Source organism: Bacillus sp. FJAT-27916 (genome assembly GCF_001183965.1).
Taxonomy (GTDB): domain Bacteria; phylum Bacillota; class Bacilli; order Bacillales; family Pradoshiaceae; genus Pradoshia.
In genome coordinates, this window is the sequence record NZ_LFZV01000001.1 from 3,218,988 (window position 1) to 3,236,295 (window position 17,308).

14 protein-coding genes are annotated in these 17,308 nt (G+C 41.8%); 7 read left to right on the forward strand and 7 right to left on the reverse strand.

The window, feature by feature from the left end; all coding sequences use genetic code 11:
* Nucleotides 1-162: 162 nt before the first annotated feature.
* Complete coding sequence (locus tag AC622_RS15780) at nucleotides 163-513, reverse strand: KGG domain-containing protein (RefSeq protein ID WP_439802479.1); 351 nt, start codon at nucleotides 511-513, stop codon at nucleotides 163-165.
* A gap of 165 nt (nucleotides 514-678) precedes the next feature.
* Here AC622_RS15780 and AC622_RS15785 point away from each other — a divergent pair, with 165 nt between their 5' ends.
* On the forward strand, nucleotides 679-4,017 hold the full coding sequence (locus AC622_RS15785) for a hypothetical protein (protein ID WP_049671944.1): 3,339 nt from the start codon (nucleotides 679-681) through the stop codon (nucleotides 4,015-4,017).
* Nucleotides 4,018-4,078: 61 nt separating this feature from the next.
* Here AC622_RS15785 and AC622_RS15790 read toward each other — a convergent pair whose 3' ends face one another.
* Complete coding sequence (locus AC622_RS15790; RefSeq protein ID WP_049671945.1) at nucleotides 4,079-4,582, reverse strand: YusW family protein; 504 nt, start codon at nucleotides 4,580-4,582, stop codon at nucleotides 4,079-4,081.
* A 207-nt stretch (nucleotides 4,583-4,789) separates the two neighbouring features.
* Here AC622_RS15790 and AC622_RS15795 point away from each other — a divergent pair, with 207 nt between their 5' ends.
* The 3 genes from AC622_RS15795 (at nucleotide 4,790) to AC622_RS15805 (ending at nucleotide 8,134) form a co-directional block, all read left to right on the forward strand.
* Nucleotides 4,790-6,925 (forward strand): MMPL family transporter, encoded by a 2,136-nt coding sequence (locus tag AC622_RS15795; protein WP_049671946.1) that lies wholly within the window; start codon nucleotides 4,790-4,792, stop codon nucleotides 6,923-6,925.
* Between the two features lie 126 nt (nucleotides 6,926-7,051).
* The gene (locus tag AC622_RS15800) at nucleotides 7,052-7,651 is read left to right on the forward strand and encodes a tetratricopeptide repeat protein (protein ID WP_049671947.1); all 600 of its coding nucleotides are present in this window, start codon (nucleotides 7,052-7,054) and stop codon (nucleotides 7,649-7,651) included.
* Nucleotides 7,652-7,756: 105 nt separating this feature from the next.
* Nucleotides 7,757-8,134 (forward strand): GtrA family protein, encoded by a 378-nt coding sequence (locus AC622_RS15805; RefSeq protein WP_049671948.1) that lies wholly within the window; start codon nucleotides 7,757-7,759, stop codon nucleotides 8,132-8,134.
* A gap of 42 nt (nucleotides 8,135-8,176) precedes the next feature.
* Here AC622_RS15805 and AC622_RS15810 read toward each other — a convergent pair whose 3' ends face one another.
* The 3 genes from AC622_RS15810 to hpaB all read right to left on the reverse strand — a co-directional run bounded on the left by AC622_RS15810 (nucleotide 8,177) and on the right by hpaB (nucleotide 11,523).
* Entirely contained in the window at nucleotides 8,177-8,740 is a 564-nt protein-coding gene (locus AC622_RS15810; protein ID WP_049671949.1) for a GNAT family N-acetyltransferase, read from the reverse strand.
* Nucleotides 8,741-8,876: 136 nt separating this feature from the next.
* A complete protein-coding gene (gene glpX, locus AC622_RS15815; RefSeq protein ID WP_082197175.1) occupies nucleotides 8,877-9,851 on the reverse strand; it encodes a class II fructose-bisphosphatase in 975 nt (324 codons plus the stop codon).
* A gap of 226 nt (nucleotides 9,852-10,077) precedes the next feature.
* On the reverse strand, nucleotides 10,078-11,523 hold the full coding sequence (hpaB, locus tag AC622_RS15820; RefSeq protein ID WP_049671950.1) for a 4-hydroxyphenylacetate 3-monooxygenase, oxygenase component: 1,446 nt from the start codon (nucleotides 11,521-11,523) through the stop codon (nucleotides 10,078-10,080).
* A gap of 243 nt (nucleotides 11,524-11,766) precedes the next feature.
* Between hpaB and AC622_RS15825 the strand changes: the two genes are divergently transcribed.
* The 3 genes from AC622_RS15825 to AC622_RS15840 all read left to right on the forward strand — a co-directional run bounded on the left by AC622_RS15825 (nucleotide 11,767) and on the right by AC622_RS15840 (nucleotide 15,488).
* Nucleotides 11,767-13,017: an esterase/lipase family protein gene (locus AC622_RS15825; RefSeq protein WP_197089945.1), complete on the forward strand. Its 1,251-nt coding sequence runs from the start codon at nucleotides 11,767-11,769 to the stop codon at nucleotides 13,015-13,017.
* A gap of 172 nt (nucleotides 13,018-13,189) precedes the next feature.
* A complete protein-coding gene (locus tag AC622_RS15830) occupies nucleotides 13,190-14,458 on the forward strand; it encodes an MDR family MFS transporter (protein WP_049671951.1) in 1,269 nt (422 codons plus the stop codon).
* Between the two features lie 595 nt (nucleotides 14,459-15,053).
* Nucleotides 15,054-15,488: a DMT family transporter gene (locus tag AC622_RS15840; RefSeq protein WP_231589543.1), complete on the forward strand. Its 435-nt coding sequence runs from the start codon at nucleotides 15,054-15,056 to the stop codon at nucleotides 15,486-15,488.
* 54 nt (nucleotides 15,489-15,542) lie between these two features.
* Here AC622_RS15840 and AC622_RS15845 read toward each other — a convergent pair whose 3' ends face one another.
* Both AC622_RS15845 and AC622_RS15850 read right to left on the reverse strand, forming a co-directional pair.
* On the reverse strand, nucleotides 15,543-16,250 hold the full coding sequence (locus AC622_RS15845) for a TVP38/TMEM64 family protein (RefSeq protein ID WP_049671954.1): 708 nt from the start codon (nucleotides 16,248-16,250) through the stop codon (nucleotides 15,543-15,545).
* 200 nt (nucleotides 16,251-16,450) lie between these two features.
* Complete coding sequence (locus AC622_RS15850; RefSeq protein WP_049671955.1) at nucleotides 16,451-17,308, reverse strand: DUF421 domain-containing protein; 858 nt, start codon at nucleotides 17,306-17,308, stop codon at nucleotides 16,451-16,453.

Below are 17,308 nucleotides of genomic sequence, written 5' to 3' on the forward strand. Positions count from 1 at the left end.
CGAGTCGTAGTTACTCAATAATATCAACTCCTTTTCATTCGTTATGCCTATTACATCTTATACCTAACTTTCATGAATGTGCAACGGGAAAAATCAGTATATAAAAAAGAAGCCCGCCTCATACTGAGGCAAACTTCTTAAAACCAGTCCCCTATAGGACATTTAGCCATTTCCGGCCTTCGCCTGGCCATTCCGGTTCTTAGCAGCTGTCTCTCCGCCCTTCTTCCCAATCTCTCGGTAGAAGTCCTTATCGAATTTCTTTGCTGTCGCACTTCCGCCCTTTTGGCCAATTTCTTTATAGAATTCACTTGTATGCTTTTCAGAGGTTGAGCTTCCGCCTTTTTGCCCGATTCCTTGATAGAATTCTTTATCATGCTTGTCTGCCGTTGATTTACCGCCTTTTTGTCCAATCTTTTTGTAGAAATCAGGGGTATGCTTCTTCGCGGTGGCAAGCCCGCCTTTTCTGCCCGCCTCGGCACGCGTCATTTTCAATTTCTCTTCTTTGTTGTCCACTCAGTTCCTCTCCTTATTCCAAGTTGTTACAATTCTTATAGCCATTTACTAATAAACTAAACAAATAAATAACTCGTTTAATCTTTTTGTAACGAGACTGATACAAAAAAAGGAGTTTACCAATACAGTCCGGAATATATTCCTAAAGGAAGGGAGGAATGCCCATTGGAACACGAGGATATTTTTATAACACATCTCAGAAAGCTTTATCGCTCCGGGCTTATTTCAGATAAGGCATTCAAGCAAGTCTATACAGCCCATGAACAATTCCAAATCGAGAAAAGCCAGGCACTGAATAACCGGCCGGCTGTTCATCAGCCAATCGAAAATCCGCCAAAATCCGCCGCAGCGGTTAAGCCGATCAAACAAAAAGCACCTAAATCTAAGGCAGAGCTTAGAGAAAGGAATATTACTTGGTCATTAATTGCGGGGGTCATTATGCTCTTGTTTGGAGGACTTATGTTCGCAACAAATAATTGGAGCTCCTATTCGCCTATTGCGAAAACCTTATGGGTTGCACTTATTTGTCTTTTCTTTTACGGGATTCACCTTGTGACAGATAAGATTTTCAAAATCACTAAGAGTTCCTTCAGCTTTCTCGTTTTAGCTGCATTGTTTTTCCCCGTTATATGGGTCAGCGCAGGCTATTTCCACCTGTTTGGCACTTGGCTTTCGATTGACGGTGGCGGAAGATACCTCTTCGGCTTTCTATCTTCCTTCATCACAACTGCCTTATACCTTTATTTCATGCGGAGGCATTTCTCCTTGTTTTTCACTTCTTTTGTTTATGCTGGGATTACCATTACAGTGGGTTTCTTGGTCAAATTCATCATTATATCAGAAGACCTGTTCTTCCTTTGCATGACCTTGATTAATTTTCTGCTTCTTATAGGAAGAGAGCGGTTAACAAGCTGGGTGAATCACACCTTGTTCACCAACCACTATCATTTATACATACAGGCCAATCTTGTACTCGTCTCACTTTTCACCCTTTTCCTCTTTGAAAGCAAGACAATTAACGGCTTTAGCATTCTTCTTTCGAGTGTACTGTACCTTTTGGTGAGCCAGTATCAGAATCGAAAAGAATATTACTATATCTTCCCGATTTTGCTGATTTACGGGGTGTATCAAACCTTTAATCACTTATCTCATGAGGCTGCTGTTCTTCTGATGGCTGCCTTAGGATTTGTATTTACCGCACTTCTCCATTTCCAGCAGGAACGCTCATCTGCCGATTGGAGCACTCTGTATCGATACACTGGCACAGCAGTGACATTTATTGCGTTTAGTTATGTCTCACTTGATACCTTCTTTGTACAGAACGGGGATGAATTTGTGACGTCCATTGCCTATTTCCTTATGTATGCAACCATCCTTGCACTCACAAAGAAGATCCAGCTTGTTCCAATCGCTGGATTTGGAATTGTCTATCTCTTTTTAGGCTGCTTCTCACTCGGCCTAGCCTTGTCTGATTGGACCCATATGAGTTTGACTTGGCCGTTCCTATTAATCAGCACGCTCATCATGTATGGTGTTGTTCTCTTTGCTCCTTTTTCTTACCTTCAGAAGTATAAAATGGTCTATTACAATGCGGTGCATCTCATTTTTCTCTTATTGGCAGGCTATGCAGCAGTTGATTCTGTCCCTTTTGGTATTTGGCTGGTTACCATCATTCAATCCATCCTCTTATATATAGAGAGACAGTCTCCCTTAGCGAAGGTCGTTCCATTCCTTTTAGCGGTTGGCTGGTATTCCTTTTTCAGCGAATTTTCTACTGTAGATGGGAAATGGATTCCCTTCTACCTGGCCATCATCCTATGGCTCACGGCCCTTGCTGCTTATAGAAAGCTGCCGAAGATCCGTCTAATGTTTGATTATCTATCAGGAGGATTATATGCCTTAGGTATTCTTCTCTGTTTTGTCCCGGCAATCAATGAGCCTGACAATTTATGGCCTGTTTTCCTCTTTGCTTTTGGCATGATTTTATTCAGCCATCTGGCTAAAATCAATTCCGTTCGTTACCTATGGATTGGAGCAGGGCTTGCCTTTTTGTTCACCTATTTTGCCGCAATCCGGCTCTTTGATACCGGCAGTTGGGCTTCATTCCTCTGTCTCTTAGGTCCTGTCCTTTTGGCTGCAGCAGAATATTACCTCAAGAGAAGAATAGCTATCTTTCCATTCTTCCTCTATACCGCACTCATTAGCTTCCTCGTAGCCTGCATGATACTTGAGATAACAGGCATGAGTGCTGATTGGGAATACATCCTTGGGATTGGTCTCTTCTATTACGCCGGCAGGCTGGTTCATATGGAATGGATGAAAAAGCTGACACTGTACCTTTCTATGAGCTTCGTTCCCTTAATGATTGGAGAATGGGGGCTTAAGATGGATTGGTCGTTATCCACCCTAGCGCTTGTGCCTTTTATTTCAGCCCTGACCTATTTCTTTTATTGGCTGCTGGCTAATCCAGCTACTAAGAAACGCCTCATGTATTTCATCGTGCTGTTCATGTCTCTTGGCCTGCCCTCCTCCTTCTTTATGGATGAAGGCTATTCCATCATTTTTGTGCTCATTTATTCTGGGTTACTGATATTTTTCATCCATCAAACAAGGCTGTTTTTCATCCTGCTTTGGCCGATGCTCACCTTTATCCTGATATGGAAAGGATATGTGAGTACCTATTTATCAGACTCCATGTACCTGGAACTTGCGGGAGCTATGACAGCGATTCTTCTATTCACTGTTATGGGAACTTCGACATTCAAGCAGCCATTTCAGCATTCAGGAAAATGGATAAAGAGTGAGCCCATTTTGGATTGGTACTTGGTCGGTTCTTTTATTTACCTAGTTGCTTTTCCCGTGCCACATGATACATTCCTTTTCTTAAAGATGCTGCCGGGTCTTGTGGCTGCTGGTCTATTTTATGTCCAGATTCAGCGATTCGAAAATCAAAAATGGCGCAGAATCATGATGACCGTTACAATAATGGCGTTGCTTCAACCATATTATGTTCTAATAAGCAATATTGGCCTCCCTTCATATGTAGAAATGGAAGCTTATCTATTGCCGCTCATTTTCGTTCTTTTGATTTTGGAAAAGAAGGTCTGGAGATACAATGGAACACTCAGTCAGCTTCATAAGATTGCACTCGTTCTGACCTCAGCACTGATTGTGTATGACGCGATTCTTGAAAATAGCGTTGAAGAAGCTATTACCGTCGGCTCTCTTTCCTTAGCGGCTGCCATCTACGGCTTTTATGGCAAACGCCTATTGTATTTCTCGACAGGCATAAGCATGATTCTATTAAATGTATTCCTTCAGACAAGACCGTATTGGGGGAATCTCCCTTGGTGGTGGTATCTCTTTATTGGAGGAGCAATCTTGATTACGGTCGCTGCATTAAATGAATGGAAGGCTAAGAAAAATGAACAGAATGGGAAGAAGGAAAATCTCTTTCAAGAGATATCGAGAAGAATTAAGCTATACTTCAGAGGATGGAAATAGGCAAACTGATCGCTGTTTCCATACAAAAAGCGCAGAATCAAAATCTGCGCTTTTTACTTTCTTATTTTGTTTTACGATACTCTTTCTCAGTTCCATCTGTGAAGGTAATGTCTACATCAATTTCTTGATAATCGTCTGCTACATCAAAGCTTGAGATCACCTTAGAGATTACATCATCCTCAGAGGTTTGAGCATCGATGTCCAGTGACTTCAAGATATCACGTAATTGACTTTCGGCATCATCACCGGTTACCCGTTTGTTGTTCAAATCATCCTCAATGGATGCATCCACGGTATTGTTTTCATATTCATAATCCGCTTCATATTCTTTGTTGTTTGGATATTTTACTTCTAAGCTGAATTCATTGAATGGAATATCATTTTTTGTTTCAGTGGCGTTTGTATTTGTTTCGTTATTGGTATCCTGATCTGAATTGCTCGTGTTATTGGATGATTCCTCATTTGCCGTATTGTCATTCGTTTGACCACTGCTATTATCATCATTACAGCCAGCCGCCATGAATGCCATACAAAAAATAGTCAGAATGGATAATAATTTTTTCATTTATAATGTTCCTCCTTTGTTGTCTGTACTAAGTTGTACTATTCACTTATTCCCCTCATTTTATTCTCTGTACACATATTTTAATAATTACCAATTGTCGCATAATTGAATCAACAAGGAAAATACAGGACAATAGGGATAGGAGAGCATATTTACTATCAATAGGGTATATATCAATAGTCGTTTAATTCTCGAAGGGAGGACATTATGTATACATATCGAAAAGGACTTGTACTATTTTGGATTATCTTCACCATCACCATGGGATTCTTTGCTTTGAAAATGCCGGGAATCCTTCAAGGCAGCGGCTTTGAAATGAAGGATTCTTCCTATGATCAAGCAAATCAACTGCTTGAAGATCATTTCGGTCAATCTTCATCACCTTATATCGTTTTATTTGAAAACAGCGAGAAGTTAAGCGAGGAAGAATTTGAGACGCACATTCAAGATACTTTAAAGAAGCTTGAATCCATTGATGGAATCACATCTGTATCATCACCGCTTGAAAATCCCTCTCAAATTAAAGAGGACGTTGCCTATGCCTCCATTTCCTTTGAGGAAGAGAGAGAGCCTGCGGACAACATCGATGCGCTGAATGCAAAGTTAAAAAATGACGCCATTTCGCTTTCGTTAACTGGCGGTGATGTAATTGAGGAAGAAATGAATAAGGCCTCTCAAAAGGACTTAAAAAATGCCGAATTGATTGGTGTCCCAGTTGCCATGATTGTTCTCCTATTAGCATTCGGGGGATTGATTGCAGCCTTTATTCCTTTATTGACCGGAGCAGTCGCTGTTGTTACCGCGATGGGAATTATTTATTTCCTTGGACAAATCATCAATTTATCGGTTTTCGTCCTAAATGTGGCACCAATGATTGGACTTGCCGTCAGCATTGACTTCGCCTTGCTTTACATTAATCGCTTCAGGGAGGAATTGAAGCATCATAGCGTAAAGGAGGCTGTCTCGATTACGACAAAGACAGCTGGTCGAGCCATTGGCTTTTCCGGGATTTGTGTAATCTTAGGCTTAACTGGTATGCTTTTCATTCAAATTGATATCTTTAGAAGTGTAGCTGTTGGAGGAATTGTCGTCGTATTGGTTTCTGTCATTTCCGCTTTAACCTTTCTGCCAGGACTTCTCTCCATCCTTGGAGAGAATATCAATAAAGCGATGATTCTAAAGAATCGGGATGAGGATGCCTCTACTTGGCGAAAATTTGCTGGATATGTTATGAAGAAGCCAATATTGACAGCTTTAGCAGCTTTAGCTATTTTACTTCTCATCGCGACACCAATCCGTCATATCGAGCTTGAGATTCCAGATGCTGAATCATTACCGGCTGACAGTGAAACACGGATTGCCTATGAAACCTTTGAGGAAAACTTCCAGCCCGAGGACCATACCAATATGCCTATTGTCCTTCAGGCAGATGATAGCATTCTGTCCACAAGCTCATTGAAACAGGTGGAAGGATTCATAAAGGAACTAAAAGAAAATCCTCTCGTGACAAATATCGATTCAATTTTCTCCATCACGGACACGGGTTCAGCCGACCGATTAAACCAAGCCTTGCAAGCTGAACAAATGCGGACACAGCTTGAACCGGCATTAGAAACCATGGTTAATGAGGATACAACCTATATCATGCTTGAGCTTGATGCTCCTTATGATTCGACAGAAGCAAAGGAATATGTCCGAGACCTAGAAGAGGACAGTATTGATACGGAGCTGACCTACACAGCAGGCGGACGGGCGAAATTTAACCAGGAAATATACGATGAGATTGGTTCACAAACACCTAAAGGCTTAATCTTAATTGTGTGTGCAACGTTCTTGATTCTAATGGTCGCCTTCCGCTCCATTCTGATTCCGCTTAAGGCAATTTTGATGAATATTTTATCTCTTGGGGCTGCATTCGGTCTGATCGTCTGGATTTTCCAAGAGGGACATCTCGGGGTAGATCCCAATCCCATCGCCCTCATGATTCCTATCTTCATCTTTGCAATTGTCTTTGGGCTGAGCATGGACTATGAAGTCTTCCTGATTTCCCGTATTCGTGAGATATACCTGGAGACCGGGGATAATGATAAGGCGACCCTTGAGGGCTTGACGACTACAAGCCGAATTATCACATCAGCCGCTGCCATCATGATCGCTGTCACTGGTGCCTTTGCCTTCACAGATATCGTCCCCGTCAAGCAGGTAGGAGTTGGGGTAGCGCTCGCCATCTTCATTGATGCCACGCTCATCCGAATGGTCCTTGTACCCGCCCTGATGAGACTGCTGGGGAAATGGAACTGGTGGTTCCCAGGGAAAGTCACGAAAGAACAAGAGAAACAGTAAGACAAAAACCCGTTCAAGGACAGAACGGGTTTTTAATCAAATATAATTTTCAAAATCTTGCAACATTTGTACGTTTTGTATGTTATAATTATATTGATATACGATTTTGTGAAAGAGGTGATTTATATGCAAAAACTAAATTTTTTCAACACCTCCAATCAGTCAGAAGATTACTTGCAAAAGGCTATTAAGGCAGATGAAAACAATCATATTGACGAAGCCATCGTCAATTTTGAAAAAGGGCTGAACTCTATAACAGACAAAACACCGAGAAGAGTCAGAAAGATGATTCTCCCTTCAACCATATTATTAGCAGAAAATTATACAAAAAAGCAGGAATTCCAAAAGGCGCTCGACACATACAGATCCGCGATTCAGCTTGCTAAAACCGATATGGAAAAAATGAATGTGTACGAAGCAGCTGGGAAACTCGCCTATCTAACAGGAAATTACGAAGAAGCAGCAAGTCATTATTTGCAGTCTTTGCACTATGCCGCGAAGAATACACCAAGAGATAAAATACTAGTTGTCCATTCACAAATTCTGCATGAACTCGGACATGTTGTTCTCGACAATCATCCAAGCTTGACCGAGGATCAACGAAAACAGGCAGAGGAATTTCGCAGCTATTTAATTGGACAGCCGAATCAGTATGATCTAACCCAGTTGCCCTATTATCGGGATATTGGAATGGATTTATTAAAAGAATATAATGTTTGGACGTAAAACCGGAATTCTTTTTTGAATTCCGGTTTTTTATTATGTGTTTTTAGCCCTCTCTCATATGTGCATACTATTCCATAATGACCATACAGAAGGCTGGTAATACACATGATGTTTACGGACAAGGAATTTTGGAAGTTTAATCTTGTTGGAATAATGAATACCATTAATTATTATATCTTTTATTTACTCTTTAAAAATATTCTTGAATTCAATTATTTAGGAGCTCATTTTATTAGTTTTTTCATCAGTATTATTGGCTCCTTCTTCATGAATACCTACTTTACCTATCGAACGAAGCCTACCTTAAAGAAGTTTCTGCAGTTCCCGCTCACCTACTTGGTCAATATCGCCATCAGCACTGGTACGATTTTCATTTCCGTTCAAATGCTTCAGCTGCCCGACACGATTGCTCCGCTCGTGGCATCCATTTTCTCTATACCCTTTACCTTTCTCGCATCAAGAATGGTACTGGCCAAGCCTTAAAAATTCACAAGCGGGTATGCTTTAGGAGGTGCATGCACGCCCTTAAGTCGTTTGGAACGAGGAACACCGCATCCACTCATCTGCCAATAAACTAAACGTAACCAGGTCCTCATAATGATCATACAGCCAGTGCGCCTGCCGCTTGATGCCCTCTTGCACAAAACCTAATCGTGCTGGAACAGCCAAGCTTCTATCGTTTGAAAGATCACACTCAATCTCTACACGATGAAGAGCTAAAACAGAGAATATGTACTCCAGCAAAGCATGGAGGGTTTTCGTCATGATTCCTCTCCCCTGGGCGCTTTCTGCTAAAAAATACCCTATGCTTGTCGTACGATTCGTCCAATCAATATAGTGAAGGGCAACCATCCCAACCAATTGGCCCTTATAGCGAATTCCTGCATCAAACCCATTATTCTCCCCATAGTTTTGGAGCCACGCCTTTATAATCGGCTCGAAATCCTCTGGGGATTGTCTTTTGTCGACCCATTGCAGCCATTTGCGTAGATGGTCCCGATTTGTATCTATTAAATCATAGAGCTCATACCTATGATGCTGCTGCAATAATTCAAGAGACAGCTCCTCATTCACCTTGTATAAAAACATTTCCAATCCCTCCTTCATCCACTTTCCTTTTTAGCGAGACTACGTAATACGGATTATCTTGATATGATTTTATCATCCGGTTGGAGATTTTTGACAACAAAAAAAAAAAAGCCGGACTCTTTAGTCCGACTCATAATCAGCTATGGAAGCCTTCAATAAGCTCATATCTCTTTGCATTGGCACCGACCAACAGCAAGGAATGAGTGTACATCTTTCCGCTCTTTCTTTGCTTGACTCCATTAAGGAATAAACCATCCGTTATGCCAGTGGCACAGAAGAGAATATCATCACCTTGAACGATGTCATTCATTTGAAGCACCTTATAGGGATCTTCTATTCCCATCCCGCGACAGCGATTATATTCCATCTTATTTTGCGGGACAAGCTGTCCTTGGAAATCTCCTCCGAGGCATTTAAGCGCAACCGCTGTGACAACACCTTCAGGAGCTCCCCCTGTTCCAACGAGCATATCAATCTCGATATTATCCATCGCAGCTCCGATAGCCCCAGTAATATCAACATCTGAAAACAATTTAAGCTTAGCACCGGCTTGAAGAACCTCGTTAATTAATTCCCTATGCCTGTCCCTTTCTTGAATCATGATGGTCAATTCTCGGATATCCTTGCCTTGAGCCTTTGCGACTGCCTTCATATTGTCTGTCAAAGGAGCATTTATGTCTATTTTGCCTTTTGCTTCAGGTCCAACAGCTAATTTTCTCATATACATATCCGGGGCATGTAATAAGCAGCCGCTCCTGGCAGCAGCCAAAACCGCCAATGAATTATCCTTCCCCGTAGCCATCAGATTGGTCCCCTCTATTGGGTCGACGGCAATATCTACTGCAATACCCTTCCCTGTACCGACCTCTTCATTTATATAAAGCATAGGCGCTTCATCCATTTCTCCCTCGCCTATCACGATTCTGCCGTACATATCAACATTATTGAGATGATACCTCATTGCCTTTGTCCCCGCATCATCCGCGCGCAATTTATCACATTTCCCTATAAGAGGATAGGCAGCAATAGCAGCCTGCTGGGTCACATTCAGCAGTTCTTCCGCTATTCCCTTCATGCCATTGTCCTTGCTGGTATCATTGGTATATTCCATACATCTACTTCCTTCATTACATGGTTTAAACACATAATGATATTCTATGATTATATTCCTATTCTTAACAGGCTTTTCTGATAGGTATTATATTCCAAGGGAGAAAAGGAGAAATTAGACAGAGATTAGAAAATCACCAGCAAAAATAACCCCTGATTATTGCTCAGAGGTTAAAAACAGGGTGACGGACAAAAATTGAACATGAGATGCAGCTTTTGATTATATTCTACTCCTCATACCCATCCAAGAATTGGTCCACAATCTCTGTCGCACTATTGTTTATATTATAATAATGCCCAGAGGCAAGACGAATGGCATCTCCAAAGAAAAACCTCTCGTAGAGTGTCTGCCGTGAACCAAATGCACTCATCGTCAAATCCCAAGCAAGCCGGAAGATCTTCACTCTCTCCTTAGCTCCAACGGTTGCTGCCTGCATATACAATTCTAGATCATCCTTTATCTCAGAAGAGAAGTCAGCTGCGGTCGGTAAGGATGCGAGCCCGCTTGCGCCAATCAGCTGAATAATTTCTACGCAACGGGGATATAGCTTTGGAAATAACATGACGGCTGCGTCCATTGCGTTTTGCTCTGGGACCATCACCCCCCATTGATCAAGTGATGCGTTTCTTTCACCCGCAATCACCAATGCTTTTAAGGACTCGATTCCGACCTTCATTTCACTAATTTTTTCATGGATATGCGGATACTCTCCAACTTGTATTGTATTTATCAGTTTCTTGGCAACCCCAAGCATAAATGACAATTTCACGATTCTTCTGCTTGTTACCTGGTGAACCGCCAGGAGATGAAAGCTGCTTTCTCGATAAGCTTTTAAGGCAATTTCAGGATTCTGATAAAAGAATACTCTCTCCCATGGTACGAGTACATGATCAAAGACAACAATCATATCTAGCTCATCAAAACGTGAACTCAACGGGTGGTCAAAAACCGATTCACGATAGCTATAGGGTTCACGGCTGATAAATTTCAACCCTGGTGTATTGCTCGGAATGGAGAAACCATAGGCCATATCTGAATTACCTGCCGCTCCGCCTGAAGGATAAACAAGTATTTCATCCGTAATTCCCCCTTGAGTCGCAAGCAGGCGGGCGCCGTGAATAACGATGCCATCCTTTTTTATATCAACCGTTTGGGCAGCGATTGTTTCGGTGACATTCTCAATATAATAAGAGGAACGATTCACTTGCGGATTGATAAAGGTATGTGTGAAACATAAATCCTTCTCACGTGCCTGTTCGAATAAGGTATTCATATTCTGTGTGAAACGAGAATCTTGCAGAGAGAAAATCTCACTCGAAGAAGCAAAAGCCATCATCACTGTATTCATATAATCCGGTGAGCGTCCTAAAAGCCCACCGCTTTCCTTTGCCCAAAGCTGTGTGGATAAACGCCGCTTTTCAAGATCCTCCTTGCTTTCAGGCTTCAAAAACGAGGTTCCCACCAGTTTACCTGAAGAAGGGGAACGAAAAGTCATAATGTCTTGATTTTCTTTACGCAATTGAACATCATACAGTTTTGCAGTGCTTTTGATGACCCCTTTCAGCGCAGGATGGTCGGATATATTCCCGGAAATCTTGTTCCCGTCAATCCATACATTTGCTTTCAACCGATTAATGGCCTGCACATACTGCTTTCCCGACCTAGCTGCCATAAAGAAGTCCTCCCCATTGTCATTGTCTTATTATATAGATTATGAATCATGCTCTTCGCTTTATGATTGTTTAACAAATACTTTCTATGCCCTATGACTGCAGACATGTGCCTGATTAGGAGTTTCCTCTCATTTTCAGCAGGCCGCCTAATTATCACTTGTCCAAATGAAAGCGTTGCCATAATATGTTTAATAGACAGAATTATCAGACATTGTAAACGATATTTAGAGGAGGAAAGGTATTTGAAGGAAGGTAAATTGTTGATAGCTGTCATAATCCTGCTGCTCATGATACCGCTTTATCCATCTCAAGGAAAGGCGGCTGATAACGAGGGGAATAACTATCCCATTGTTTTTGTTCATGGTCTCGGCGGCTGGGGTGAAGGTGAATTCGCTGGATACCCTTATTGGGGAGGAACAAAGGATGTTATCGGCCACTTGAATAATATGGGCTATGAAGCTTATCAGGCAACCGTCAGCCCTGTCGCTAGTAATTATGACCGTTCCGTAGAGCTTTATTATTATATTAAAGGCGGAACGATTGATTACGGAGCAGCTCACGCAGAGGAGCACGGCCATGCCAGATACGGCCGCACCTACGCAGGCATCTACCCTGAATGGGATGAGAACCATCCTATCCATTTAGTCGGGCATAGTATGGGAGGCCTGACAATCCGCAGTGTCATTGACCTCCTAGAGGATGGCAGCGAAGCAGAACAAGCCTATCAGGACACACATCCAGAAGGAACAATCGCTTCATTATTCGAAGGCGGGAAATCCTGGGTACACAGCGCGACAAGCATAGCGACCCCTCATAACGGTTCGACCTTTGCCGATAATGAAAATAACCTCATTAACTTCATCAAGAATCTTGTGCTTAACCTATCTACCGTGACAGGCATCAGCAAAGAAAACCTTCTCTACGATTTCAAATTGGACCACTGGGGTATTCGCAGACAAGCAGGCGAGACCTTCACCTCCTATATGACCCGAGTCATGAACAGCAAGGTATGGGATAGCGAAGATATCAGCGCCTATGACTTAAGCACGCTAGGAGCGGCCATCTTGAATGAGGAGGTTGATACGAAACCTAATGTCTATTATTTCTCATATACTGGTCAGGCCTCTAAAGCTTCCTTGTTAACAGGGCATCATCTCCCTATTGTATCTTCTCATCCAATTGTATTGGCATCGACAGGCTTCATTGGCAAATTTACACGAGACAATCCGGCCGAAGGACCAATCATTGATGAAAGCTGGTGGCCAAATGACGGGCTTGTCAGCACTGTATCCTCCTTCTATCCATCGGGTCAGCCGCATAAAGCCTATAGCGGTTCCCCTGAAAAGGGCGTATGGAACTATCATCCTATCAAAAATACGTGGGATCATCTCGATTTTATCGGAATTTTAAGCCTGAGCAGCCATACAAAACCGTTTAATGTATACCCGCTATATGAGGAAATCGCTGCAAACGTTACAGCGTTACAAGAATAATAGATTGATTGTGAGGAACCGGGTCTCTACATCAAAAGGATGACAGCGGCTCGGTCCTTTTTCTGATTCCCCTCATGACGAAAAGAAATATAATGAGTTCATCAATTACCATCTTCCCACGGGTGGAAAATAATACTAAGATGGAAGATAGAACATAGAGAGGGAGAATAAGATGAACTTCTTTCAGTTTCACCGAACCATTAAAATACGAATTATTGAAACTTTCTTAAGCTCGGCAGTTGGGAGTATGGTCTTTCCTTTCATGGCCATTTATTTATCCTTTCATTTCGGGTTGAAAACAGCTGGCCTCTTATTATTGATCAATGTATTTGTCGGGATTGCCATCAATTTCTTTGGCGGTTATTTTTCAGACACGTTTGGGCGCAAAAAGATTATTGTGGTTGCGGAATCCATGCGCTTTCTTGCCTTTTCAACCATGATGATTTGCAACTCACCATGGCTTACCGCACCCCTTATCACCTTTTTCATGATGACAGTCAATAGTGTTTGCTGGGGTCTTGCCGGTCCAGCTAATCAAGCGATGCTTATTGATGTGAGCAAACCTGAAGAACGAAAGACAATCTATACCATTATCTACTGGGCTAATAATCTATCCATCGCCATCGGCGGTATTGCTGGCGGCTTCTTGTTTAAAGAGCACTTATTTGAGCTATTGCTCGCATTATCGGTTACGACACTTATAACCTGGTTCCTTATCACCTTTGTCATTCATGAATCCTACATCCCTGCCTCAACAAAAGAAGTAAGACCGGCAGACCATGCACGAAAGCTTATCAGCAATTATAAAGAGGTGTTCAGCGACAGGGTATTTGTCCTCTTCGTACTGGCAGGCGTTCTCGTATTATCCATGGAATTTCAGCTGACGAACTATATCGGAGTTCGTCTTGCAGATGATTTTCCTCTACAAAGCTTGTTCGGATTTGAATTCAGCGGAATTGAAATGACCGGTTTTCTCCGCACAGAAAACACAATTCTCGTTGTTTTCCTAGCCTTATTTGCCACCAGAATGATTGCCAATTTAAATGACCGGACCGTATTACTGACTAGCTGCCTAGTATTCGTAGCAGGCTATACGATTATTTCCTATACGAATAATCTTTGGCTATTATTCGCAGCGATGCTGTTTGCAACGATTGGCGAAGTCCTGCGGGTGCCAGTTCAGCAAAATTATCTCGCTAATCTACCGCCAGAGCATGCGCGCAGCTCCTATTTGGCCGTCAATGGGTTAACGTATAATATCGGCAATCTCATTTGCTCAATTACAATTACCATAAGTGCTTATCTGCCTAAACTTGGCACGACTATCTTTATCGCGATTATCGGGTTCCTGGGCGTCCTCATATTTGCGCGAATCCTCCCTGCCCTTGATGAACGAACTAAGGTGAATCAGTCAATAAACGAAAAAGCACGGCTCGGGTAAATGAGTTGTGCTTCTTGTTATTGAGAAGTAAAGACCATTCGCATTTTGCATGTACACCTACGCCCCATCTCTATTTAGTAGGTGATTTCTATTTCAATGCTCTCGGAGAAGATGACTAGTTATTTCATCCCTTTTGAAACAAGAATGATTGAAATATAATAGATGATAACCTGATTGTTGAAGGAGCTTATATATGAAAACAACCCACATCCAAAGAATCATCTTCATCTGTCTGGTCCTCAGTACAGCCGGCCTTTTTCTCCCATGGTTTTATACAGATATGGATATAAGCCATGTGAATGGATGGCAAACGTTGCAGAGCTTTCCGCTGCTTGGATTTTCCCTTTTTGGCTCTATCATTCTTTTATATATGTCAAAGCTGCGAGGATTACTTACCTTATGCTTAATACTTACACCCCTGTTTTGCATCTATGTTTTTCTCACATGGCCGATTCTGCCGGGAGTAACATCGATCAGTCTCATCAATAGCTTTCTCAGCGCTCATGCCGGTTTTTACATAACTTTGAATGCTTCATTCATAGGCACCTTGCTTTATCTATATAAACTATATGCACGATAATGATTGGAGTTTATAATGATGAAATATTTATTATCCTTATTAGCCCTTTTAGCCGGCAGCGGCGTTGCCATGCAGAGCCAAATCAATGGCGAGCTCGGAAAAAGAATTGGTCCTTTAGAGGCATCTCTCATCTCCTTTACCGCCGGAACCATTGTCTTAATTATTCTTGTCCTCCTGTTCGGAAAAGGCGGTTTTCCACCAATCACAACGGTGCCAAAATGGCAATTAACCGGGGGATTATTCGGAGCCTTCTTTGTGGCGGCCATTACTCTCTGTGTGCCAAGAATCGGGGTCTCCTTAACACTCCTTATCGCTATTACCGGCCAGATTATCATTGGAGCAGTCATTAATCATTATGGGCTGTTTGGAGCTGCCGCAGCGCCCATCAGCATGCAAAAGCTCGCAGCCATTGGCTTAATGCTTGCTGCCATTGCTATTTATAACGCATAAAGAAATAGGCTGGAAAACAAAATTTCTGTCTCCCAGCCTATTATTCATTCCTTGTCACCTGTTAAACCATACAGATTTCATTGTCATCTTTATTTTCTTTCTTCCATTGAATCTTCTCAGCCAAATCAAGAAGGCAAGTACAGCAGCTGTCAATCCATAGAACATAAAATCATTTATCCCACTGGACATTAATCCTGCTGGCACTAAGGCAAGCAAAAAGAAATAAATAAAATTGCCCAATGCGGTTCCAATAGTAAAACCCTTAAGCCCAATAGTGCTTAAGCCGCCCAGGATATTAATGAGACTGGTAGGAATAAAAGGAAGCACCCTCGCTGAAAAGACAAACATAAAGCCCCTCTCTTCCATTCTTCTCAGCTGCTTGGCACTGATTCTCTTTGAAACAAAGTCACTGAATAAATAACGAACGGCCAAAAAGATAATAACAGCGGCAATCACACTTGTGAACCAGCTCCATAAAAAGCCGTTCAAAAAACCAAAAAGAGCAATATTTATGGTAATCACCAAAATCAGCGGAATCACCGTAAAAGAATTCTGAATGACCATTATGACAAGCATCAAGCTGTATGCATAAAGCCATGAATCTGCCAATGAGGCGCGAATATATTGAATGTCACCAGCCTTAACGGCTTTAAAGAGGAGACTTTTAGTGATGGAATCAAAAAAGCTGACAAAGAGGATAACAGCTATGGCAAGAAAAAGGACCTTCCAATTGATATATTTATCGATCTTAAGTCTGTTCATTCATCACCATTTCTTTCCCGCCTTGCGAGGAAGTATTGTCATATACGAGGAAATCTCCATCTCAATGCATATAACAGTTTAACATGGTGTCCTACATAATTAGGCACGTATATATTTCCCAATATGATTATTCCATACCTTTTATACTCATAATAATCCCATTTTTACCAATACCCCTTCGACAATCCTTTTTAAACCTTTTATTTTTGCAATAGATTACTTACCTTATCAATTACCTGTTCCAGCTTTTCAGCATTTTTCCTGTATGCCTTCTTTACCTCATCCTCTTTTTCAGAAAGGGAGAACCACTCAAAATCATTCCGGCATTTATGCATGGCAGCTAATAATACTTGCTTATCCTCTGAATGTCCCTTTTGGGAATCATCATATAAATCAGCCTTAAACTCACCAGATGCATTCACCTGTCCAATAAATACATCTTCATCTGATACACCTTGAGCCTTTAGCTGCTTCTTTAGCCATGCCTTGCTTTTCCCCGCACGCTCTAATGATTCATCCAAAATAACGCCATCCATGATCACCGTGTGAGACTTCCCCTCGTTCGTTACATATAACTGAATGTCCTTCGGTGTCAACGGACGATTTTCTTTTTTAAGCAAGACACTTAAAGATCCATTTGCTTCAAGAACGGCATACTCAACCTCAGAAAGGTCGAAGACACCTTCCTTTCTCATCATTTCGAGGAATTCATCAATGGTTACTTTCTCTTTTCTCAAGTTTTCCTCAAGTACCTTGCCTTTTTCGATAAAGGCAGTCCCTCTCCCGTCAAGGAAATTGCGCATGGATTTGCTTTTCATCGTAATGAAGCTGGAGGCATAGGGAATAGATGCAGTAGCCAGCATAGCGATAACCCCCAGATAAAATTTTTCACGTAAGTTAATAACGAGCTCAGCGCCTATATTTCCGATTGTAATCCCTGTCACATATTCAAACATCGATAATTGAGCAATCTGCTTTTTGCCCAGTATCTTTGTAATAATAAACAGAATAATCATAAAGAGAATTGATCTTAATACTACATGAATCCAATCCGGCAT